16 protein-coding genes are annotated in these 23594 nt (G+C 49.0%); 3 read left to right on the plus strand and 13 right to left on the minus strand.

The features are described 5' to 3' along the window. Nucleotides 1-239: 239 nt before the first annotated feature. From ASG89_RS00040 to ASG89_RS00075, 8 genes are all read right to left on the minus strand, one after another. Entirely contained in the window at nucleotides 240-1541 is a 1302-nt protein-coding gene (locus ASG89_RS00040; RefSeq protein ID WP_057308274.1) for a Gfo/Idh/MocA family protein, read from the minus strand. Continuing rightward, a complete protein-coding gene (locus ASG89_RS00045; protein ID WP_057308275.1) occupies nucleotides 1531-3219 on the minus strand; it encodes a DUF4091 domain-containing protein in 1689 nt (562 codons plus the stop codon). Before ASG89_RS00045 ends, ASG89_RS00040 begins: the two co-directional genes overlap by 11 nt. 142 nt (nucleotides 3220-3361) lie before the next feature. Then, nucleotides 3362-5713, minus strand: a complete 2352-nt coding sequence (locus ASG89_RS00050) for an AraC family transcriptional regulator (RefSeq protein ID WP_057308276.1) — start codon at nucleotides 5711-5713, stop codon at nucleotides 3362-3364. A 201-nt stretch (nucleotides 5714-5914) separates the two neighbouring features. Beyond that, the gene (locus tag ASG89_RS00055; protein WP_162259658.1) at nucleotides 5915-6901 is read right to left on the minus strand and encodes a hydroxyacid dehydrogenase; all 987 of its coding nucleotides are present in this window, start codon (nucleotides 6899-6901) and stop codon (nucleotides 5915-5917) included. Nucleotides 6902-7052: 151 nt separating this feature from the next. Continuing rightward, nucleotides 7053-8576 (minus strand): ABC transporter substrate-binding protein, encoded by a 1524-nt coding sequence (locus tag ASG89_RS00060; protein ID WP_057308278.1) that lies wholly within the window; start codon nucleotides 8574-8576, stop codon nucleotides 7053-7055. A gap of 118 nt (nucleotides 8577-8694) precedes the next feature. Next, nucleotides 8695-9597: a carbohydrate ABC transporter permease gene (locus tag ASG89_RS00065; protein ID WP_321166453.1), complete on the minus strand. Its 903-nt coding sequence runs from the start codon at nucleotides 9595-9597 to the stop codon at nucleotides 8695-8697. Between the two features lie 14 nt (nucleotides 9598-9611). Further along, the gene (locus ASG89_RS00070; RefSeq protein ID WP_057308279.1) at nucleotides 9612-10529 is read right to left on the minus strand and encodes an ABC transporter permease; all 918 of its coding nucleotides are present in this window, start codon (nucleotides 10527-10529) and stop codon (nucleotides 9612-9614) included. Nucleotides 10530-10801: 272 nt separating this feature from the next. Beyond that, nucleotides 10802-12298: an ABC transporter substrate-binding protein gene (locus tag ASG89_RS00075; RefSeq protein ID WP_057308280.1), complete on the minus strand. Its 1497-nt coding sequence runs from the start codon at nucleotides 12296-12298 to the stop codon at nucleotides 10802-10804. A gap of 305 nt (nucleotides 12299-12603) precedes the next feature. Here ASG89_RS00075 and ASG89_RS00080 point away from each other — a divergent pair, with 305 nt between their 5' ends. Genes ASG89_RS00080 through ASG89_RS00090 form a run of 3 tightly spaced genes read left to right on the plus strand, consistent with a single transcriptional unit; the run spans nucleotide 12604 to nucleotide 16679 of the window. Next, the gene (locus ASG89_RS00080; RefSeq protein WP_057308281.1) at nucleotides 12604-13032 is read left to right on the plus strand and encodes a chemotaxis protein CheW; all 429 of its coding nucleotides are present in this window, start codon (nucleotides 12604-12606) and stop codon (nucleotides 13030-13032) included. Between the two features lie 16 nt (nucleotides 13033-13048). Beyond that, nucleotides 13049-15061: a chemotaxis protein CheA gene (locus tag ASG89_RS00085; RefSeq protein ID WP_063867609.1), complete on the plus strand. Its 2013-nt coding sequence runs from the start codon at nucleotides 13049-13051 to the stop codon at nucleotides 15059-15061. Nucleotides 15062-15092: 31 nt separating this feature from the next. Then, nucleotides 15093-16679, plus strand: a complete 1587-nt coding sequence (locus tag ASG89_RS00090) for a methyl-accepting chemotaxis protein (RefSeq protein ID WP_057308283.1) — start codon at nucleotides 15093-15095, stop codon at nucleotides 16677-16679. 148 nt (nucleotides 16680-16827) lie between these two features. Here the strand turns inward: ASG89_RS00090 and ASG89_RS00095 are convergent, their stop codons facing one another. From ASG89_RS00095 to ASG89_RS00115, 5 genes are read right to left on the minus strand one after another with little or no spacing between them, the layout of a single operon-like run. Then, nucleotides 16828-18252: a four-carbon acid sugar kinase family protein gene (locus tag ASG89_RS00095; protein ID WP_235549525.1), complete on the minus strand. Its 1425-nt coding sequence runs from the start codon at nucleotides 18250-18252 to the stop codon at nucleotides 16828-16830. Then, entirely contained in the window at nucleotides 18252-19547 is a 1296-nt protein-coding gene (locus tag ASG89_RS00100) for a ribulose-bisphosphate carboxylase large subunit family protein (RefSeq protein WP_321166454.1), read from the minus strand. Before ASG89_RS00100 ends, ASG89_RS00095 begins: the two co-directional genes overlap by 1 nt. Before the next feature lies 1 nt (nucleotide 19548). Further along, entirely contained in the window at nucleotides 19549-20229 is a 681-nt protein-coding gene (locus ASG89_RS00105; RefSeq protein WP_057308284.1) for an aspartate/glutamate racemase family protein, read from the minus strand. Between the two features lie 56 nt (nucleotides 20230-20285). Next, the gene (locus ASG89_RS00110; protein WP_057308285.1) at nucleotides 20286-22010 is read right to left on the minus strand and encodes a hypothetical protein; all 1725 of its coding nucleotides are present in this window, start codon (nucleotides 22008-22010) and stop codon (nucleotides 20286-20288) included. Then, on the minus strand, nucleotides 21995-23593 hold the full coding sequence (locus tag ASG89_RS00115) for a response regulator (protein WP_057308286.1): 1599 nt from the start codon (nucleotides 23591-23593) through the stop codon (nucleotides 21995-21997). The genes ASG89_RS00110 and ASG89_RS00115 overlap by 16 nt, the downstream gene beginning before the upstream one ends. Nucleotide 23594: the final 1 nt, after the last annotated feature.

Raw genomic sequence — 23594 nt, forward strand, 5'->3', positions numbered from 1 at the left:
GGTTGTTCTACATAAAAATAGCGTTACGAAATAACGTAATTTCGACTAAAACGACTGGATTCGGCTATTTAGCCTCAAATAACGCTGTGTCATAACGCTATTCTTCCGTTTTCTCTACCAGACGAGCAAATAAGATGGCTTCATAACGCTATCTTTGCGAGCGAGCTTCAACCCCGTTAATACGGGATGATTTGTGGTGAATCTAATCTGTCCCATTGCCTCACTGTTTTCTTCCAGTCTCACTTTAGCAGCAAGCTGTTCCAATCAATTTGCAACGATTTTCCGGATACCATGGAAGCATCCGCTCGAAACCCGACAAGGTGTCCGACGATGCTATGCGCCAAAGACGTGGAAAATTGGGCGGATGCATCTCCTCGTACGACGCGCACAAAATCCTCGACGAGCCGATGATCGCCGCCGCCATGCATATCCCGGCTAACTGGAATATCGACACGGTGCTCGCTATAAACGCCGCCTTCCCGCAGATGCGGGTAACGCACCACGAAGAAGCCATCCTCGAGCTCTCCGTAGATCTCTCCCTTCGTTCCCGTAATATGTACGGTACGACAGGCCTTCGCTGCCCCGCCCACCAGATTGTGAACAGCAGTGCTTCCGTTCTCAAATTCCATCATCACCGCCTGGTGATCGACAATATCGTTATCACACCTCCATACGCAGCGGCCGAAAGGGTTGTCTGTGCGCAGGCTCTCTAGCTTCTCTTCGTCGCTGAGCCGCACGCCGTCCAGGTAACGTGGCCACACGTAAACCGGCCACAGCGGTTGATCCACGTACAGCTTCTTCGCCGAGTAGATGCAGTTCTCTTCGATTGCGCAGTCGGCCAGACAACGGGTACCCGATCCTTGAGGAGCCCGCGACTCGCGGAAATACGAGCGACCGCCGTAGCTGCTCACTTTGACTGGCCGCACCTTCGATTGGAACCAGGTGATGAGGTCGAGGTCATGGCAGCATTTTTGCATAAGGAAGGACGAACCTCCCCTCTTCTTATTCGCGAATTTGCCGCGAACGAAGGCCGTCGCCATGTGGTGAAAGTCCACATTTTCCTCGGTTTGAATGTGGAGGATATCTCCGATTGTCCCCTGCTCCAGCTCACGCTTCAACTCCACATAGAACGGAGCATAACGCAGCACATGGCAGATCATGACCTTGCGTCCGTAAGCTTGTGCTGTGCGATGCAGCTCCAGCACCTCGTCCTCCGCAATCCCGATCGGCTTCTCCAGCAGCAAGTCGTAGCCTTGCTGCAGCAGCGGCAGACTCGTCGATACGTGCTGCGCGTCCAAGGTCCCGTTAATCGCCGCATCTGCCAGCTTCGGCCGTGCTACAAGCGCCTCCACATCCGCGAACACCATGTCCTCCGCTAATCCATAACGTTCAGCCGTATGCGCGCGCCGAAGCGGATTCGGGTCCACCACCCCAACTATCCGCATCTGCTCCGGATGCTTCAGCGCGTAGCTCGCGTAGTTCATATTACGGCTTCCTGCTCCAACGATGATGACCTCTATCGGTTTATTCTCAACTTTCATGGCTCTCTCCCCTTCTGGTTGACTCCGATGCAACACGTATCGCCCGATTGGCCCTTTCCCGAAGCCCGAGCAGCCATTCCGCATCTGACGGATACCGGCTAAAGCTCAAAGGCTCTGTAAGCCCCTCTTCAATTAATGCCAGCACACGGTCACGTCCGACCAAACTTTCCAGCAGCTGCAGCGCCCTAAGGTCCTGCAAGCCCTCATAGAACACTTCCATGCGGATCGACTCTACTGGTCCATCTTCTCCTGGATAGACCAGAAAGGCATCGCCGGATGGGAAGCTGCGGCCAGCGTCCGTCACGCGATACGGATCGATCGCTTGCAATGAATACTGCGTATTCCAGAAGTTGTAGCCCCAATGCAAGAAGCCAGCAATCTGGAACTTATACAGCTGGACGCCGATCACTCGATTGCGGGCAGACGGCATGTTGAAGAACCGATTAGATACTTGCCGATACTGCACGCAGCAGTAGTACGTCCACAACTCCGGCACTTGTCGCTCGAGGAAAGGTTCGATGTGGTCGTTCGCCGGAATCGGCCCTTTCACAAGCCCCTGCTCATAGTACTCAACATTGGTCAGCGCATCGATAGTCGGAAAATTCCCCAAGTGCGCCTGCATCAGCTCGCTTGCGCTGCGATACCAGGGCATATGCTCAAGCAAAGGCTCATCCGAGATATGGAAATAGCACCGATTCTCAAGCCCTCGCTCTCGAAGTAACGCCGTCAGCGTGGGCAGGTATTGAGACAGGAAGGACTTATACGCCTCCCCAGTCGCATCTGTTTCCCAACCGAAAATACGACGTACCTCTCCCCGTTCCTCTGCCACCACCTTCGGAGCGTGCTTGGCGCCCCATTGCGTGAACAGATGCGAGAATTCAAAATAATGAATCCCGACCCGATCGCACAGCTCGATCCATCGAACCAGTCGGCCGAAGCCGAATTCGTACGTGCCGTCCGCCTCCTTCCGCACATCCACTAGCTGAACCGTCGGGCGTTCACCGCCCACCTGAGTATCCAGCGGAGGCGTGAAGTGCGGCGTGAGCACCATGTTCATACCGTGCCGCACAGCGGTTTGCAGGTATTGCTCAATTAGCTCCCAGTGTGCTTCACTAAAAACCTCAACCTCGTAGTAATTTGCCAAGCAGTCGGCATGAAACCACTCCGTGTGAATCAACGTCTGTGGGGGCAGCATGGCGGGAATGACTTCCAAGTGAAAGAGCTCCTCACCAAGCAACTCCCCCGTCATCGCTGCAAACTGTACCGTCACGTCATATTCGCCAGCCGGCGTCTTCTCGTCAAGCTCCAGTGTGACCCATACGGATCTCCACTGATAATGGAATCCCACGACGCCCCGCTCACCGACAATAGGGTACAACGGATCTGGATAAAGGCCTGGCGTGACTCGCAGTACATTATCATCATGGCGGCGCTGACAAGGGAGCTCCGACGGCGCCAAGCCGACCTCCCGCAAGGTAATGGCTGCTTGTAAGGTGGAAATGACACTCACCTGAATTGGCTTGGTCAAAGCAGGCGCCCGATAGGCGACTTGAAAATTAAACGTTTCTCCGCGCAAGACGGAGCCCTTCGTGTAAGACTCGGCTCTAAGTTCCTCGTCCGGAAACACTTTTACTAAGGAATGGAGACAGCGTGTCTCGAATTCGAATACATCCTGCATATGAATTCCCCTTTGTTCTCTCGACCTAGAATCAGCGTAACCCCCTGAAAAAGCAAAAGAAAGTGCAAGATTCGCACTTTCTTTGACCAAATGGATGAACAATTTGAACTTTTATGCACGATGACGCTTTGAAGCGGTCTGCCTACAAGGACAACGATTTCTTGATGCGGTAATCCTTTGGCGTCGTACCAAAGCGCTTCTTGAACAGCTTGAAGAAGTAGCTCGGTGAGCTGAATCCAACCTTCTCAGAGATCTCGTTTACCGGCAAATTATTGTTCTCGAGCAGCATGACCGATTTCAACAGTCGAATTTCATTGATGTAATCCGCCACAGAGATCGTCTCCTGCTTCTTGAAGATACGGCCAACATACGCAGATGACATCCGGAGCATATCAGCGATTTCCTGCAGGCTCAGATTGGGATTGGCGTAATTCGCCTGAATCACATCTTTAATCGTATCGATGATAAAATGGTCCTTCGACTCCGTCCCGCGTTTCTGGTCTTCGAAAATCGCACTGAGAATGGCGCCGAACTCCGCAAAGATTTCGTCCAGCGTCTCTTTCTCGAATACGAGGCGATCGATGGAGCGAAGATCGATGAGCAGCGGTGACAGCTTATTCTGGTTGATTTCACGGACCGTCTGTTTGATCAGAATTCCGAGCTGAATCACCGACTGCACGACGGCGTCAGAGCTCATCCCGGCGATCAGCTGGCGCAAGTGCTCCAGCTCCTGGAAGACGCTTTCCGGATGGCTCGCCTTGATCGCCTCCGCAAATTTCCGTTCGAGCTCAAGCGGGATGTGCGCCTCGAGATTCGCGAGATTGCCCTGCACCATCTTTGGCGTGATCACGGAGCCGTGGCCAAAATTCATTTTATACAGATGGTAATCCAATGCTTTCTCGTAGCGGGCCGTCAGCTCATGATAATGGGACGCGACATCGCCAAGCGCTGCCGTGAAGGTGATGTGGTAGTAATCACCAATGATTCGCTGCGCTTGCTGCAGCAGCTTAGTAATGGCTGTGTAGCTTTCCTCTTGGCGCGCGCCAGCTTCAAAGACCAATACCAGATGCTCCCCGCGAATATCGACAACCTCCCCGCGCAGCTCCTCTGTAACAAACTCTCGAATGATATTGGAGACGGCAAAATTCAGCAGATTCACATCCACACCGAGCATTTTTTCTTTCAATTCTTCGTAACGATCAAGTTTAAGAACACCTACGATGCACGCTTTTTCCAAATTGACGTTCATATATCCGCCCCGTACACACTCGGCCCATTCCTCCGAGGTGAAGGCACGGCTGTCTGTCACTAGCTTACGCAAATAGTACGAACGCACGATTGCTTCATTACTATCGTGCTTCGTCTGCTCGGTCATGAGCTTCTCGATCAGATGATTGTAGATATGCGAGATGTAGCTGATCTCGTCCCCCTCGTTCGTGCGGTCCGGCTCGCCGCCAGGCAGCCGCTTCGTCTGTTTGAGAAGCCCATTAATCGGCGAGTATAGGCGGTTAGAGATAACCAAGGAGGCGAAGACGGCAAGAACGAGACAAATGGCGGCGACCGTGATGAAGACGATCTTTAACTGATCGACCGCAGCGAGCACGCCTACATACGGTTCGACATCGATAATCACCCAATTGACGGAACTGTTCACGATGTAGTTGACGATTTGCTTTTCGCCTTGAGCCATATATGTAAATTGGGAAACCTGCCGTTGGGAGGAAGCGATCTGCCGATACACTTCTTCCTTCAGATCCCCCAGATCTTGGTTGTCTTGAATGTCTGGACTGTACATCTCTTTATTCTGGTCTAGGACGAAAATTCTGTTGGACCGTTTCGAGGACTGCCGGTTCGTCAGCTCCAGCTTCTCAAACAGCCATTCTGGCTTGACATTGATGATCAGTGCGCTCTCCTTCTTCGTAAATGCGTCCAGTGAGTCGTACATGAACAAGGAAAATACCTGCTGCGTACGTTCTGGATGTTTGAGGTCCGGGACGTAGCGGAGCGGCATCATCTGCATTTTAAAAATCGGCTTGCCGCCGCTCAGAAACTCACCGATCCTATTCATTAGATTGCTGGTTGAGCTCGTGATCGCGTCGTCACCGCTCGTGAAGAACATGTCTCGTTTGCTATTGTAGAAGACGATCGAGTGAATAAAGGAGTTATATGCGATTGTCTTACTTAACTTGTTTATGCGGTCGGTATCTTCAAAGGTGTCCTGTTCGCCGCTGAATAACAAATGGGCCATATCGGTATCGTAGAACATAGAGATGGCGAAGTTTTTCACCGTATCATTCATGTAAGTGATGTTGTAGTTGAGCTGAGAAAGCACCTTCTCATTGGCTTCTTGCTGCGAATCCAAGCTAATCTTCTTGGAATACAGGAAAGCGGACAGCAAGGAGGCCAGCATAACGGATATAATAAGCAGATTAATCGACAGAATGATACGCATGAAATATTTCCGTTCCCGATATTTGCGCAAGTAGTTATTCATCGATGGATCCCCCTTATCTCCGACTTCTTTTACAGTTCCAATCGCCCCGGCATCCAGTTCACGGATTGCCTGACCAATACATATATTTCAACATGGAACGCATACTTTCCTTTTCGTAGATAGACACCCCTCGGTCTTCCGAAGGGTATACGCTGATTTGGGGGGACCTGCACTTTGAGCTACCGTCACAGATGATCAACCTCATGCCAGCAAATGCATCTGCTCTGCCCGAACTTCTCCACTCAGAGGGCGGCCGTCGAGATAAGCCCGCAGGTCGTTCACCACCGCCTTCGCGATGCGGCCCATGCCATTATTAACGGCTCCTGCGATATGCGGGGTCAGAATCACGTTCGGCAGCGCGCGCAGCGGATGGTCCTCTTGCGGGGGCTCTGGATCCGTGACGTCGAGACACGCGAATAATCGCCCCTTGCTCAATTCGGCTACGAGCGCCACCTCGTCGATGACCGAACCGCGGGCTGTATTGATCAGCACACAGGCGTCTTTCATCATCGCCAGCCGCTCGGCGTTAAACATGTGATACGTCTCCGGCAACGACGGCAAGTGAATGGATACGACGTCGCTCACTCGCAGCAGGTCTTCCAGCTCTAGCTTCTGCGCGCCCATCTCCCTAGCTCGCTCCTCGCTGACGAACGGGTCATAGAGTACGGTCCTAACGTCGAACTGTTGGAGCAGCTTAATGTAGTGGGAGCCCGCACGCCCTGCTCCGACCACTCCGATCGTAAGACCGTACACTTCGCGCACCCGCGAGCCGTCGCCCCAGCCTCCAGCCACTGTCTCCCGGCTAAGCCGCCACATGTCCTTGAGCGACACGATAGTAAAACCGAGCGCCGTCTCCGCCACTCCTTGGCCAAGCGCTTCAGTCGCGTTGGATACGCGAACCCCGCGCTGCCACAGAGCCTCCGTCACGATCGGCTTAACAGTTCCTGCCGCATGCAGGACGAGCTTCAAATTCGGTGCGCTCTCCAGCACCCGCTCCGTTAGCGCACAGCAGCCCCATGATGTGATTGCCACATCCGCATCAGCAATCAGTGCGCGCGCATGCTCTTCTGACGGTTTTCCGCTTTCCTCATTGAGCGTAACTTCACCAAGTTCGCAGAGCTGAGCCAGATGCTCCGGCCCGAATATCCGCTCCCGCATGTCTTTTCCTTGCAGTAAGGCAATCTTCACTTGAAGTCCTCCCTCATTCTCTTGTTTCATCACATGATCGGCACTTCACTGCCGCTATAGGGCAAAGCCCATGGAAAGCCTGTGCTATTCCAGAAATACATTTCTGTATTAAGGAGATAGACCAGATAATCCATGGGTTCGTTCGCCAGATTTACTTCTTGCCGTTCGCTTTTAACCACGCATCGAGCTGTTTCTGACGCTCAGCTACGATCACATCGGCGCCAGCTTTCTTCAGCTTCTCTTCATAGATAGGCAAGTATTTCTCCGTTTCGAGCGTACCCGTTGCAAGAGCGGCATAGTACTCGTCGTTAACCGCCTTGACGTTCGCCGTTTCCGTCTTCACAGGATCCGTATTGAAGACAAATCCAGTGAGTGGGGAAACTTCGCCTTCAGCGTTAACTTTCGCCGTCTGCTCCAACTTGTCAGCCGGTGAGCCCTCCGGCAAATATTCGTTGATGATGCTGCCAAAGATCCAGTCCGTGTTGGTGAAATACCCAGCATCCTGATTAATTTTGATGAAATTGCCGGTCGTCTTCGTGTAATGCTTGCCTTCGATACCGTAAACGAGCGTGTTATACAACTGCTTATCGGTGTTAACCAGTTCCAAGAACATCATGGCTCTCTCCGGATTTTTGGAAGTCCGGGAGATCGCATTCAGGGTGCTGGCCGCACCGCTAAAGACTGCCTTAGCAAGTGGAACGAGCACAACATCGTTGCCAGCGTTAGCCGCCTTGAACTCAACCTCGGAGCCCGGCTTGCCAGTAAAGTCGAACCAGACTGCTGTGGTGCCCTTGTTATAAGCGTCTGCCGCATTTTTCAACGTAGCAGCGTCTTTATTAATGTAGCCCTTTGTATACCAGGAGTTAGCAAGCTTAAAGTTGGTTCTCATTTCATTCGTCACATCCGGAAGAACTTTGAAGGTCGAGTCACTCTTGTAAACCGGCCCTTTCGGATCAATGTTATAAAGGAATCCTGTGTAGAAACCGCGCGTGGTGCCGAACGGGACAATCCCCGGTTCGTTATCTTTGATCTGCTTCAGGAACGGCTCGATGTCTTCCATTTTCTTGATGCTGGCGGGGTCTAGTTTATACTTATCTGCAAAGCGCTTCTGAACGACCAGACCTACTCGGGTAGCCGAGATTTGATAGTTCGGTACCGCATAGATTTTGCCGTCCATCTTCGCATCGTTCCAAAATTTCTCCTGCATCGTCTGGTAAAGCTTCTGATTTTGGTTCTTTAGCAGATCGTCAATCGGCTGGAACACACCTTTTTTCTGGTTCTGATCGAACTTGAACAGCCAGTTCGACGTCCAGATAATGTCTGTCACTTCGTTAGCAGCCACGATGGTGTTCATCTTCTGCTCATAAGTACCGAAGTCGATTGGCATCAACTTAATCGTTGCGTTGATTTTCTCTTGTGTAATCTTGTTCACAGCATCATTCACCACTTGCAGGTCCGGATTAGCCTTGTTCTGCGGGTAGTACCAAGTCAACTCGACAGGGTCAAGCTTCTTAGGCGCCGCCGAAGTGGATGGAGCTGGAGCCGCACTGTTGGCTGGTGAAGGAGTGCTCGAGGAGTCTGAACTGCTGCCGCAGCCGGTTACAGCAATGGCGAGTGCGGAGCTAACTGCGAGCGTGGACATCCACTGAAAACGTGATTTTATGATCTTTTTCAATGTAGAAACCTCCCTTAATATCGTTATCAAGCTTACATATGAAAGCGGATGTGATAAGCCATTTCCTACTTCCCCTTCGTTCCTCTCCTTCCCGGCTTTGCCCATCCGCTGCTTGCAACTATCCTTTAATGGCGCCTATGGTTAGTCCCTTAACGAAAAACCGTTGAAAGAACGGGAATACCAGCAGCATCGGACCAGCCGATAGAACGGCAACAGCAAATTTAGCCGACGTTTTCGGAAAATCCCCCATATCGACATTGAGCGAAATCATAGCCGTAGCGAACTCGGGACGGGACGTGATGAAGTCAAGTGTATTCATGGTCCTCACGAGCAGCAGCTGAAGCGGAACCAGTTTCTCGTTGTTGATAAACAGAAGCGCGTTAAACCATTCGTTCCAATAGTTAAAGAGAATAAACAATCCCAGCGTAGCCAACGCCGGCTTCGAGAGCGGAAGAATCAACTTCGTGTAAATCCGCCACTCGCGGGCTCCCTCCACCTTCGCCGACTCTATAATCTCGGTCGGGATTTTCGCCATGAAGCCTTTCATAATTAACACGTAGAAGGGGCTGAGCAATCCCGGTACGATGAGTGCCCATATTGAATTTTTCAAGTGCAATAGCTGGGTTATCAGAATGTAGAACGGCACAAGACCGCCATTGAATAGCATCGTGAAGAACACGTAGAATGACGTCAACCGCTGCAACCCGTAATCCTTCCTCGACAGCACGTAACCCATCGTGGAGGTCAGAGTTAGAGAGATGCAGGTGCCAATAACAGCGACGATCATCGTCACACCGTAGGCGCGAAGGATGGTCTCCGGCGTTTTCAGAAAGTAGTGATACGCTGCGCTACTAAATTGATCCGGAATAAGGCGAAAGCCATTATGTAGGATCGACTGTTCGTCAGAGAGCGAGATGACGACCACGAGGGTGAACGGAACGAGCATGGCAATCGTGATCAAGATGAAAATGGCATGAATGATCAGCTGACTCCATACCGCTTTGGACTGATGGACTATCACTGAATGTTCCCTCCTTAGAACAGAGAATTGTCCTCGTTAATTCGTCTTACGATTAAATTGGCGGTTACAACAAGAACGAAGCCGACGAACGATTGGTACAAGCCGACTGCCGAAGCCATACTAACGTCAGCAATCTCGCTTAACGCCCGGTAGATGTAAGTATCGATAATATCCGTCGTCGCGTACGTCATTCCGTTGTTGTTCGGGATAAAATAATGCAAGCCGAAGTCGCCTCGGAACATGTTCCCGATACTGAGGATAAGCAAAATGATAATGAGCGGCGTCAGCTGCGGTATCGTAATATTCGTCACCATCTGCATCCGCTTTGCTCCGTCAATTCGGGCCGCTTCATACAACTCTCCGTCAATCCCGAGAATGCCAGCGTAGTACACCATCGCTGAGAAGCCGATCGCTTTCCACAAATGCACGATGTTTAGAATGCAAGGCCAATAATCGGCTTCGAAATACCATGAAATTTTTTCCATGCCGGCAGATGCCAGCCAACTGTTGATAAAGCCGTTGTCATGATCAAGGAACGCCAGTGTGATGTAACTCATGACGACCCACGAAAGGAAAAAGGGCAGAATCAACGCGGTCTGATAAATCTTGAGCCACTTTTTCGCAATTTCATTGAGGAGAATGGCTACGGTGAGCGCTGCGATTGTCGTTAACAGCATGTACCCCAGGTTATACAGCACGGTGTTGCGGGTAATACGGAATGCGGTTTCACTTTTAAACAGAAACTCGAAGTTTTTGAAACCAATCCATTCACTGCCCAGAATGCCCTTGTCATACCTATAATTTTTAAAAGCGATGATGACCCCAAACATCGGAATGTACGACATGATGAAAATATAGATGACTGCGGGGAACGAGAGCGTAAACAGTTCGATGTTCCTCCCGAAAAACCGGAATGCCTTCTTGCGCCTCATAGGATGTCTTCCTCCTTGCCTGTAACGATTTGCTTGGCTTGCTGCCTGAGATCAATTTAGCTGAAATATAAGCTATAAAACAGTGCAAAAACTGTACTTTTGTCGCCACTTTGAGTAAACGATCTGTATTTTACTAACTGAAGTCTAAGCTAGCCGCAGATTGCCGCGAAGGCTCGTGCATGGAGACCTTTGGCGGAAACGCCAAAAAGGCCAAGAACCGCACGGTGCGATTTGCACCGTCGTTCTCAGCCTTTACTTATGTAGACTTGGGGTCACTTCTTCCCCTTCGCCTTCAGCCAGTCGTCCAGCTGCCTCTGCTTCTCAGATCTTATCGTTTCGCTGCCAGCTTTATTCAACTTCTCTTCGTAGATCGGCAGATACTTTGCCGGATCGACCGTTCCGGTAGCAAGTGCTGCATAATACTCGTCGTTCACCACTTTCACATTGGCGAGTTCCGCCTTCAAGTCGTCGGTTCGGAACACGAAGTCGTAGTAAGGGGATACCTCCGCCTCTTCGTTGATGCGAACGGTCTGTTCAATCTTGTCAGCTGGGGATCCCTCTGGCAAAAATTCGTTGCGGATGTTGCCGAATACCCAATCCGTGTTTGTAAAATACCCCGAGTCCAACTTCAGCTTGATGTAGTTTCCGTCACCGCGCGAATAGTGCTTTCCTTCAATCCCATAGACGAGCGTATTGTACAACTGCTTATCGGTGTTCACCAGCTCGAGCAGCTGCATCGCTTTGTCCGGATGCTTCGATGTCCGGCTGATCGCGTTCATTGAGCTGACTGCACCGTTGAACGACGGTTTCGCCAGCGGGACTAGCACGACGTCGAAACCACCATCGCCGGCCTTAAACTCCGCTTCGGAGCCCGGTTTACCTGTAAAATCGAACCAAACAGCCGTGTTTCCCTTATTGTAGACGTCCGCTGCGTTCTTCAGCGTAGCAGCGTCCTGATTAATATATCCTTTGTCGTACCAAGAGTGAACCAAAGCAAAATTCTGTCTCATTTCCGGCGTGACATCGGGTAGAACTCGGTGGTTCGCATCGCCTTGATAAATGGACACACGCCAGTCGATGCCGTAAATGTGGTTCATAAAGAAACCTCTTGTCGTGCCGAACGGGACAATGCCCGGCTCCCCTTCCTTCAGCTGCTTCAAGAAAGGCTCAATATCGTCGATCTTGCGGATTGCACTTAGATCGAGCTTGTATTTATCGACGAACCGCTTCTGGATGACCAAGCTCGGGCGCATAGCGGCAATTTGGTAGTTCGGCACCGCCATCTGCTTGCCGTCTAGCTTGCCGTCGTTCCAGAATCGCTGCGACATTGACGCCCGCAGCTTCTGTCCGTACCGCTCGAGCAACTCGTCCAGCGGCTGGAACACTCCCTTTCTGGCATTGGCGTCCCACGAGAACAGCCAGTTCGAGGTCCAGACAATATCCATCGGATCGCTTGCCGCCACGAGCGTATTCAATTTCTGCTCGTAGTGCGCGAAATCGACGGGTTGCAGCTTGACCTTCGCATGAATTTTATCAGCGATCAACCTGTTGACTTCGGCATTCACCATTTGTAAGTCGGCATTTGCCTTGTTCTGTGGATAATACCAGATCAACTCGTCCTCCTCGGTGCCGCCACCGTCCGCCTGCTGCGAGCTCGTGCATCCGCTCATGACGAACATCAAGATCGCCACGATGCTCAGAATCGCAAACTTCATGAAACGATGCTCAGGAACCTTGCCCCCGTTTTTCCTTACGTTTAGTTTGCTCAAGTCCATTCCCCCCTCTCCGATCTCACGTGCACTACTTCTATTATAACCGGATCTCTACTTAGTGGACACATCATGACTCTAATCACAACTTGATCCCTATCAGGTATGCAATACTACACAGCACTTACCGTGACACTTACATAAGCCAATCCAGCGCCATGAAATAGTTATTTTTTGGTATATGTCGAAATTTGTAGGAATATGTCATGTACCCATAGAAACTCGAAGGAGAAGCGAATCAGAACTAGAACGTAAAACCAACATTAATCGTACATTTTATCTAATTGGCAAAAGGAGCAGCTCATATGCAGAGGACTGAACAAGAGCAATATGTGGAATTAGGCATAGGGAATGAAACCTATGCAATTCGAATACAAGATATCCACGAAATCATCAAAATGCAAGATGTTACACAAATTCCAAATGCTTTGGGTTATTTAAAAGGTGTCATCAATCTTCGCGGCAGGATTATTCCGGTCATTTCCTTACGAAATATGTTTGGCTTGATGGAAGAAGAGAATACGAAGTTCACCCGGATTGTAGTCGTTAACCATGTTGAGGATACCGTTGGCGTTATTGTGGATCGGGTTAATAAAGTTACGAATCTCTCTGACATTCAACCGCCACCGGATCGTGTTGGAGGCATAAGCGGCAATTACTTCGCGGGAATTGGGATAACAGACCATGGATTGGTTGGTATTTTAAAGCTCGAAGAAGTTTTGCTTCGTAACTGATTAGGAGTTGACATCCATGTCTTTAACAGAATACAAACAAGTTTTTCTAGAAGAATTGGAAGAACAGTTAGAGCTTATCGATGATTGTATATTGAAACTGGAGCAAGACGGGAAAACCGATCGAGTTATACAAAACCTTTTCCGAGCCGCACATACACTTAAAGGATCTTCCGCGACAATGGGATTCGAGTCCATGAAGGAATTGACTCATGAGATGGAACATCTCTTGGATCTTGTGCGACATGATCGGATGGAAGTTTCGATAGGTCTTATTAATTTATTGTTTAAATCCTTGGATTTACTGAAAGAACTGAAAAAAGAAATTGAAAGCACCGATCAGACGATGTCCAATATTTTACCATTGCTCGCTGAACTCCAAGCCTTTGCGGCTGAGAAAACCAACGAACACGTGGTTCAGGACACAAAGAAGACGAAGCATGCGTTAAGCCTTTATATGGAAACTAAAATTGAGGAGGCACAGGAAAAGGGAGCTATTGTCAGCTGGGTTCGTGTAACCATTTCCAAAGATAGCTTAATTAAAGGCGCGCGAGCCCATGTTGTGTTCAAAAACTTACATGATTGGGGCGAGGTGTTATTCGCTGACCCATCCCCCGACATGATCGAAGAAGGTAAGAACGAGTCATTAGAGATCAGCTATGTGTTCTCCGGCAACCAAACAGCAGATGAAATTAAAAACTACGTCAATTCAATGATAGATGTTGTAGGGGTTGAGGTTGATTTCCTACAACGTAAATCTTCACTCGAAGAAGATATCGTACCTGCCCCTGTAATTGCGGCTGAATTGTCACCGGAAAAAAGCAACGAAACACACGGCAATAAAAACCAGACGATACGAGTGAGTGTAGAACGTTTGGAAGATTTAATGAATCTTGTTGGAGAGTTAGTTATTGACCAAACCCGGATTAGTCAAGTGGAGCGAAACTTGCTCCGGCAAAGTGCGTCATTCAGCGAATCTATGGAAGAGCTGGGCCAGATCTCGGATCATTTGTCGCGAGTGATTAGTGAATTACAGGGCAGTGTCATGAAGGCAAGAATGCTGCCAATTGAACAATTATTCAATCGGTTCCCAAGAATGGTGCGCGACCTTGCTCTCAAACTAAATAAAGATGTGGAACTGGTCATTGAGGGCAAAGATACGGAGCTGGACCGGACCTTAATTGAAGAAATTGCAGACCCATTAATTCATCTTATTCGCAATGCGCTTGACCATGGAATTGAATCAGCCGCAGATCGCATCGCGAAGGGAAAGAGCCCGAAAGGCACGATAAAAATCCGCGCAGCTCATGAAGATAACCAAGTTATTATTTATGTGGAAGACGATGGTGCGGGAATCGATGCGTCCAAAATTTTACAATCCGCCATCCAAAAAGGACTTCTCGCAGAAGCGGACGCTGGAACGTGTACGGAGAAAGAAGCCATCCACTTTATTTTCCATTCTGGTTTCTCAACAGCTTCTAGTGTAAGTGACGTCTCGGGACGCGGAGTAGGTATGGATATCGTAAAGAGCCATATTGAAAAATTAAATGGACTTATTGATATCCATACGGAGATTGGGAAAGGCACTCAATTCAAAATCCGACTTCCACTCACTTTAGCCATTATTACAGGGTTACTTGTAAAATTGAATGAACAAACTTTCATCATACCGATGAGCAATATCGCCGAAATCATTAGAGTAACCCCACAAGAGATTCAGTCTATGCGTGGCGAGTCTGTCATTGTGTTAAGAAATCAAATCATACCTATCGTATGGCTGCATGAACAATTTCAAATCGAAAAGAAACTGAGTAATGGGAATCATACACAATTAGTCATCGTCGGCACGGCAGAGAAGCGTATCGCGCTTGCTGTGGATGAGCTTTTGGGAAATCAAGAGGTGGTCATCAAATCATTAGGCTCGTATATTGGTAAAGTCGATTGCCTATCCGGCGCCACTATTCTGGGGAACGGAAAAGTCGCGTTGATCCTTGAAATTTCTGCAGTAATCAAAAAACTTATTGGCAAATAGCACAACCAACTAACAACATGAGGTGAATGTTATGAAATGGTACTTAAATTTGAAAACATCTGTTAAATTAATCTCTTCATTTTTGATTGTTTCTCTGATATTGGCTTTTGTAGGCATTTACGCAATCTCGAATCTGCAAACGATGAACCTAATTGCGCAAAACCTGTATGACAATAATTTAATGCCTGTCAAGGACTTATCTGCGGCTCAAATTGATTATGAAAAATCAAAAGTCCGTCTTCGCGATATCAGTCTATCCCAATCCAAGCAAGAGATGGATAAATACAACCAAGAAATTAACGATTTTAGAAAAGATCTTATCAATCAAATAAATATGTACCGAGATACACAGCTTACAAAACCGGAACTTGAGTTAGTTAAAGTATTGGATGATGCAACATCAGAATACTTCAAACAATTCGATGCAGCCATAAAACTGGCTTATCAAGATGATCCAACAGAGTTCACTGCTTTTAAAAATGGTCCGCTTAACATAGCTGAGTCCAAGTTTAGAGAGAGTCTGGAGAATCTGATCAGCTTGAACATTAAGATTGCCGGAGATACGAATGAGAGCGCCGATACGGTTTATGCTTCTGCTCGCACAACCACGATCGTCATTATTATCGTGGCGGCGGTTCTTAGCCTTATATTTGGTATTGTTATTTCCCAAATCATTGTAAAACCGCTTAGGAAGATCGTAAGTTTAGTTGCGTTAGTTGCAGAAGGAGATTTACGTCAGAAATCAGATATCGATACGAAGGATGAAATTGGTCAGCTTTCCACTTCTATTAATCATATGGTGGGTAACCTGCAAAATTTGATAGGAGGCATCATTCAATCTTCACAAAGTGTTGCTGCTGCTTCTGAACAAATCTCCGCAAGCACAGAGGAAATCGCAAGTGGCAGTACGACTCAATCACGTGACGCGCAAATTATCACGGAATTATTCAAAGAATTGTCCGATGCGATTAGTACTGTAGCTGTAAGCGCGGAGGGTGCCGCAGAATTGTCATCGCAAGCGGTTCGCACAGCGACGGCTGGAAGTAAAGTCTTAGAAGCGTCAATAGAAGGAATGGAAGTAGTCAATAAGAAAGTCACGCTGCTGGAAAGCGATTCCAGCAAAATCGGAGAGATCATTGAAGTTATCGATGATATCGCTCAACAAACGAATTTGCTAGCCTTGAATGCCGCTATTGAAGCAGCAAGAGCCGGCGAGCAAGGAAGAGGCTTCGCGGTCGTTGCGGATGAAGTTAGAAAACTCGCGGAGCGAAGCGGGGAAGCAACCAAACAGATCACTTCGATTATTAAAACCATGCAGGAAAATACCAAGGCAAGTGTCCAAGCCGTACTAGATAGCGTCGCTCAGACGCAACAAACGGGTACAGCTTTCCGAGAAATTGTCGAGAAAGTAAATAACACTTCCAATATGGTAAATGAGATAGCTGCCGCTAGCGAAGAGCAAGCTGCGCAATCAGCGGAAGTCATTAATTCTGCGCAATCTATTGCGGCGGCAAGCGAAGAAGCCGCTGCTGCTGCCGAAGAGACGGCTGCGACAAGTCAATCTCTAGCGGAGCAAGCTGATTCCTTGAACAGATCAGTCTCACAGTTTAAAATTTAGTCAAGCACAGTATGTTCTTGTCCAAGTACACAGCTCCATCCCATGACTTTATGCAGCACAACCCAAAAACCATCCCGCAATGTAGCCATTGTGCGATGGTTTTTGGGTTGTTCGTGCAACGAAGACGTTAACTGAGCTTAGTATTACATTATCTATAACTAGCAACCTTTTCAAAAAAATTCGCGGTACCGACCTGTCCGCCCTTGAGTACTAGTTCAAGACCCTCAAACTGAGGGTCTTTCGCATATGCACGGCAGAGCGGCCCTCCCGGATCGAGTGCAGCTATACATTCTATAGCATACACACCTAGCTCCCTCGTCACATACCCTGAGGTGTCTCCTCCTGCAATCAACATACGTTGAATTCCAAGTTGTCCTACTAGTTCTTTAGCTATAGAACCAAGAGCCGTGCCGAGCAATCGGCTGCTGTCTTCTGACCTAATTCCCTCAGCGGCCATTACCTTGCGTGTAGCTTCGATGCTCTCATCACTTAAACCCCTTGCCGAATAAATCACAACATGTTTCCCTTGGGACAGCCACTCTTGTGCTTCTAGCTGCATCTTTACGCGGGCTGCCTCTCGCGTTTCTGACATGATCAGTTCGATAATGGGTACACGAATACCCACAAATCCCGCTTGCAAGGCATGTTCAATCTGTTCCTCTGTGACCGGCGAACAGCTTCCTGAAATAACAAGTAGGGGGGATTGAGAGACTTCCCTCTTCTCTCTTATTGGTGGTTCGGCCCACTCCCCCGCCGATGTCCTTAAGGCTTTGCGCCAAACTTCTCCGAGTGCATACTCGACCCCGGAAGAGCCAATGACAAATAACCCTTCTTGCTCCTCTGCTTCTTCCCAAATAACTCTCCCCGCTGCTTCCAATCGCCGCTCATCCAAGACATCAAATAGAAGCAGATCAGGCTTTTCTTCACGGATGACCTTCTCAAGGCACTCTCGTACCTCATCATCAGAACCGTCTAGAGCCAAAATATCCAACAGTGCTGTTCTCAGAGCAGTCTGCTGCGCCAAATGCTTTCGCAGATCTGATTCCGCCATTGGCGTAACAGGATGCTTGGACATCGTCGGATGGTGATCTAGCCGATGTACCTTCCCTCCACCTTTTGCAAAATGGTTGCCAAACAAGGTATAACGACCCAAATAAGGCACACCGACCAGCAGTGGAATGAATCGGCTGCCGAATATATCCCGCCCAATTTCCGCTGCTTTGCCGATATTGCCTGTACCAGGCGAAGAGTCAAAGGTTGAACAAACTTTATAATGCACGATAGCAGCTCCAACTGCTTTTAACGTTGTTAAAATCGGACGAAGCTCCGTTTCCATTTCTTCTGGCGTTAAGGAACGTCCTACCCCGGCCACGCCGAAGCACGCAACATCTTGAAATCCCTCCAGCGCCTCAGGTGAGGGAGGTTCTAGGAATAAGACTGTTCTCAGTCCGTTATGAAATAACGATTCGAGTACATCCGTTGAACCGGTAAAATCATCACCATAATAACAGAGCAGCCGTCTAGACACTGATCTTACGGCTTCGTGACCTATTACTACAGGGAATTCGTCCACTAGCCCTCACCCTTCCCGTATTTCTCAATCGCCCTTTGCAAAGTAGGATGCTGAGCGGCATATCTATCTAGGGGTATGCCCTGAACTGCTGCTTCCCAACCTAGCTTCATACTCTCAAATCCGGCTGCGGGACCGTCCGGATGCGCCAACATGCCTCCGCCAGCCAAGTGCATGACATCCATCGTTCCCGTTGCTGCATAGGTGGCCGGAGCAGTCCCTGCCCACTGAGCTGAGGATACGACTGGCATCGAACTGTAACCGCCAAAGAGCGGGGAAGTACAAGCTTTTATAGAGCGAACTACCGATTCGTTACTCTCGTAAAACTTACTATTTAGACCATTCACGTGCAACTGATCTGCTCCGGCTAACCGGCATAGCTTCTGAAAGGCCGCAAATTCGATACCTAGCAGCGGCGAACGAGTCAGCATTCCCCATTGATTGCGATGCCCATGGATCGGAACTTCGCTGAACTGGTTCACAAACGCAAGCCCAGACAACCCGATGCTAAGGATGCTAACCATCACGCAGGTACCACCTGCTTTTACAACCAAATCATGATTTCTTTGAAGCTCATCATAATCACCTGTAATGTTAAATGCGTACATGAGCTTTTTGCCTGTGGCATCTGCCGCCCTTTCGACAGCTTCCATAACCGCTTTAACTTTATCAGCTAAAGGTGCACAAGGGGGATTCGCATTCAACTCATCATCCTTAATGAAATCCATGCCAGCTCTCGCCAGTTTCCCTACTAATGTTGATAATTCGCTTGTCGTTAATCCGATGCTCGGCTTCACAATCGTCCCAAGAATCGGGCGATCATAGACGCCAGTCAGCTTCCTTGTTCCGTCGATCCCGAACTTCGGACCCGGATATCGTGTCATAAAGGCGTCAGGCAGCTCCAGATCCAGTAATCTAAGTCCTGACAACTCCTGTAGCTCGAATAAATTACCAGCAACAGCAGACATTAAATTAGGAATGGAGGGTCCGAAATTATGGAGAGGAAACGATACCGTCACACGTCCACGCCGATAGAGACCGTCATGATTCAGAGGCGTCTTTGCCCCTGGAAGTGAAGGGGTGTTCACTTCCTCAAGCACTTCAATTCCCTCTACTTTTGCCCCATATAGCTCCTTGAGCACCAACGTCTCTCCCGGGACAGCCGTGAACGTACCCGTTGACTGTTCGCCAGCGATACAAGCTGCTGCCCGTTCCAATGTGTACGCTGTTTCTACCAAATAAACAGCAGTTACCCGATCTTGCCTCATGCTCTTGTCCCCTTCTCTGATCCAAGCCATATTAAGAACCTTCTTTCGCCTCCAAGGCAGCATCAAGCAGCGCCTTCACCTGCTCGACACCCGATCTAGGCGAGGAAAGAACTGGCTTGCTAGTCGCCTCCTCCAGCGCTTGCTCCATACGAGCCATAGAACCTTGTGCCAATACCAACACATCGGCCGTTTCTGCAACCCGCTTTGCAGTTTCCAGCAATAGACGGTCATGCTCTTCCGGCTTACCGCTGATCAAAGCATCGAAGGCCCCCTCTGCGAGTCCGCTCACGAGCTGCACCTGAGTTCCAGCTTCATCCGCTTTACATTGAATAAGACGTAATGTGGGTTCCAAGGTTGACGGCAGCGTTGCCAACACGCCAATCCGCGCATAGCTGGCAACCGCTTTGGCAGCCATCCATTCATCAATTCGAACAATCGGTATCCCGATGGCTGAACGCGCATCCTCTGCTACATCCCCAACAGAGGAACACGTATTGAGAATAATGTCTGCTCCAAGCTCCTCTGCATGCCGATAATACTGAATCAGATGGCGAGACACGTGATCGGGAATGTGTCCTGCACGATTAACATCACCGATTAAGCTATCATCAATAATCGAAATCAGGCGAATATCCGGCAGCAGCTCTTGAAATACCTTTTTCAAAGGGTCTGCTAATCCCTGACCTGTGTAGACTGCAACTACGGTTTGCATCGTACTCCTCCTTGTGCAATCCGCTCAGAGAGCGAATTAACGAATGATTCCATGCCTTACCAGACAAATTCCTTCTCTAATCGGCGATAATCCCCAGTTCGCATTGGCGCCTCTTCAAACACTTGCCGCCCGCTGTACAACGGCTTTTTCTTGCCTTGTGGCGTTATATTTACGACATCGTCCCCGCGCCATTCGGTTTCAAAGGTTTGGCCAACCGCATTCTCTATCGTTTTGCGTAAGCTCAGCGGGAAGGTCACCGTGATTTTCTCCCCTGCGACTGCGGAACCAAGCAAGAGGAAATGCTTGTTCACCCAGCTGCTCTCTTCGCTGCCCTTCCCCTCGGTCACTTCACCATCACGTTCACGCACATACTTGATTTTCGTAAAGCCAGCCCACTCTGGAATTCGAATTTGCAGCCGTGCAATATCCGTGTGAATATCGAGGACGACCTTCCCTTCATGAGGCAGGTAGGAGCTGACATCAAGCCATTTCGAACCACGGTTTAAAAGGAAATTGACGCTGATCGTGCCTTTTTTCTCCGTGATCGTGTGACTCCAACCCATGAAGAGGCCGCGCGTTCCAGAGCCTAGACAACAGATCTGTAGATCGTTCGTATGACCGCGCCCTTCGTTCACATCGCACACAAAGTCGTTAGGCGCCGAGTAACCTGCAAAGGAGCCTCGCGTGCGCTCCGCTACTTTATAGAAGCTTTTGTTCGCAGGAATGTCATCGGACTTATCGGCTGTTTCCTCTACCCAATCCAGATCTAGCAGTTGGGATTCTGCCAGATGGTTGCGCAAGAACCGCTCCACGGTTCCCCAATATTCCACATAACCGTTTTGCGCTAAGGTTATCCCCGTAGCAATCAAATCAACCAGCGAGCATGTTTCATGTTCATACGCTTGTTCATGCAAGTCTCCTGGTGTCCACCCAAAAGTTGTACATTTGGTTAACACCCAATCGTAGCTTTTCTTGACCCAAGCCAGCATGGCGGCGTCGCCTGTAAATACACCAAATCTCGCGATCGCATCAAGCGTACCAATGCGTGTATGGAAATGTCCGCTCCGATACGCAAGAGAATCGTTGAAGCTGCCGTCTTGATTAAACACGCCGCTTCGTTCTATGATCAGCGCTGTGAAAAATTGGCACAGTTCAAAAGCATCCTGATTGCCCGTCAACTCATGATATTTCAATAAAGGCATCACCAATCGACCGCAAAATGCTGCCGGATCGGGCGCTAAACGCAGCTGTATCGCGTTACGCGAAGGCCAACCCGTTTCTTTATATTCCGAAGCCGGATAATACCAAACATCGCGCTCTTTAATCGCAATACGTTTTAATGCCGCCACATGGCGGTCAGCCACTTCTTTCACCTTCGGGTCGCCGGATTCCATATACCATGATGTCAAAGATAAAATGACAGCCCGCTGATCAATCAGATTTGCATTGGGCTCCCAATCACGCGTTGGGTTAATCTGTCTATAACTCAAGCCGTCTTCCTTAAAAAAAGACAGCAGATTCGCACGATAGTACTCTTCAACCTCCTTGCCGAACTCCTCTCCTGACATATGACGAGCAAGGATGAGACCGTCGATCATTCGTCCATGTGATGAACCGTAATCCCAATCGCCATGTGTCATAAAGGCAGGTTTATGCATCAAATCAGCAGCAAAAAACGGAATATAGTTATGATCGCGATCCGCCATGCCAATCATGGCATTGATGGCGTGGCCCGCACGTTCCTCCAGCATAAGTGTATCGGGAATTAAACGTTTCGACATACATTTATCGCTCCTTGTAGGTCCGCCTGGCCGATTGCTTTGCGATATTCACCGATGGTCATGCCTTCTTTTCTTTTAAAAATCTGGCTGAAATACCGGTAATCCTCATAGCCAACCTTTTGTGCGACCTCATAATTTTTATAGTTCGATTTAGCCATCAGTTCTTTAGCTTTTAGCATGCGAATGTCCGTTACATAGTCAACGAAGTTCTTGCCCGTCATCCTTTTGAATATCCGACTCAAATAGTCAGGATTCAAATAGTAACTACTAGCAATTTGATGTAAAGATAGGGACTGGTCGTAATTGATCTCTATCCACTTCTTCAGTTCAATGACGACCTTCTCTCCCTGCTTTTCTCCAGATTGACTGTAGAAGAGGAGCACAGCCGGGAGCAATTCATCTTTGAAAATCTTTTTCACCGCTGCCACATCATTGCGCCCATGAATCCATTCTGAGACCATCAAAGCATTTCTGCCGCAAATTTCCTCCATTGTAACTTCCTTCGCTTGCAATTGCTTCTCCACGGCATGCAGGAGTATATCGGTACTCCAATGCAATTGCCCAACGGTCACTGCGTCACTCTTAAACACGGCAAAAAATCGCTCTAAGTCTTCTTCCACCGTCATCTTGTTCCCCGTTTGCAGCCCCCACAAGATGGAATTCTCTATGTCCTGCGGATAAATCCCAGATCCATGTCCTATGTTCTTAACAGAACAAATCAAAGCACTAACGGCAGTTATCGGCTTGCATAATAATGCTTTTCTCGCTTCGATGCACGACTCTTCAAGCTTCAGAATCGAGCCCTTCCTCGTGCTCAGACCGAAGCTAAAACTACCGCAGCCCACTTGCTTCAAGACTGAAAGTACACTCTCATGCAGCCTGCTTACATCTTTGGACTCCAGCTGAAGCCCACAGAGTGCAACCACTATTTCACGGCTGCTTTCTTGCAGCAAGATCACTTCAAACTCCCATTGTCCACCGAAAAGAAAGGGCTTCATCCGATCTAATTGTTCGTGAAGAGCGGGCAGCATTCGAAACAGATCACGCTGCTCATCGAAGGTATCCATGCGCCCTAGCAAGATAGCATATTCACCCGATTGCCAACTGGAAGGAACGAAGACTTCCTCTCGTTCCTCGGAATGAAGCAACAGCTGACGCAGCCAATCCTCGCCTTGCGCGCGAGAAGCTTTGCGCTTTTCTGCTTCGCGTCGCTCAAACACGAGTTGCGCCTTTTCCACCACAGCTGCAAGTTCTTCCTTTTTAACCGGCTTTAGCAGGTAGTCAAAGGCTTTATGGCGAATCGCTTCTTTCGTATATTCGAAGTCCGAATACCCGCTGATCACAATCGTCTGGAGGTCTGGCAACTCTTGGCTCAACAAGCCGAGCAGTTGTTTGCCATCGAGACCCGGCATTCGCATATCGAGGAATAGCAGATCTGGCTTTTTATCCAAAGCCATTTCATAGCCTTCTCTCCCGTCACTTGCTTCGCCTACAAGTTCCAAGCCCCATTCGTTCCAGGAAATGGACTGAATCAACCCTCTACGAATCCACTTTTCATCATCAACAATGATGACTCTTCGCATT

The sequence above is a fragment of the Paenibacillus sp. Soil766 genome (genome assembly GCF_001428105.1).
Lineage (GTDB): Bacteria > Bacillota > Bacilli > Paenibacillales > NBRC-103111 > Paenibacillus_E.

Excerpts from the sequence above, each read along its gene's own strand:
- ASG89_RS00040 (WP_057308274.1), bottom strand. The coding sequence starts at position 1,541 with ATGAAAGTTGAGAATAAACCGATAGAGGTCATCATCGTTGGAGCAGGA.
- ASG89_RS00045 (WP_057308275.1), bottom strand. The coding sequence starts at position 3,219 with ATGCAGGATGTATTCGAATTCGAGACACGCTGTCTCCATTCCTTAGTA.
- ASG89_RS00050 (WP_057308276.1), bottom strand. The coding sequence starts at position 5,713 with ATGAATAACTACTTGCGCAAATATCGGGAACGGAAATATTTCATGCGT.
- ASG89_RS00070 (WP_057308279.1), bottom strand. The coding sequence starts at position 10,529 with ATGAGGCGCAAGAAGGCATTCCGGTTTTTCGGGAGGAACATCGAACTG.
- ASG89_RS00080 (WP_057308281.1), top strand. The coding sequence starts at position 12,604 with ATGCAGAGGACTGAACAAGAGCAATATGTGGAATTAGGCATAGGGAAT.
- ASG89_RS00085 (WP_063867609.1), top strand. The coding sequence starts at position 13,049 with ATGTCTTTAACAGAATACAAACAAGTTTTTCTAGAAGAATTGGAAGAA.
- ASG89_RS00090 (WP_057308283.1), top strand. The coding sequence starts at position 15,093 with ATGAAATGGTACTTAAATTTGAAAACATCTGTTAAATTAATCTCTTCA.
- ASG89_RS00100 (WP_321166454.1), bottom strand. The coding sequence starts at position 19,547 with ATGGCTTGGATCAGAGAAGGGGACAAGAGCATGAGGCAAGATCGGGTA.
- ASG89_RS00105 (WP_057308284.1), bottom strand. The coding sequence starts at position 20,229 with ATGCAAACCGTAGTTGCAGTCTACACAGGTCAGGGATTAGCAGACCCT.
- ASG89_RS00110 (WP_057308285.1), bottom strand. The coding sequence starts at position 22,010 with ATGTCGAAACGTTTAATTCCCGATACACTTATGCTGGAGGAACGTGCG.
- ASG89_RS00115 (WP_057308286.1), bottom strand. The coding sequence starts at position 23,593 with ATGCGAAGAGTCATCATTGTTGATGATGAAAAGTGGATTCGTAGAGGG.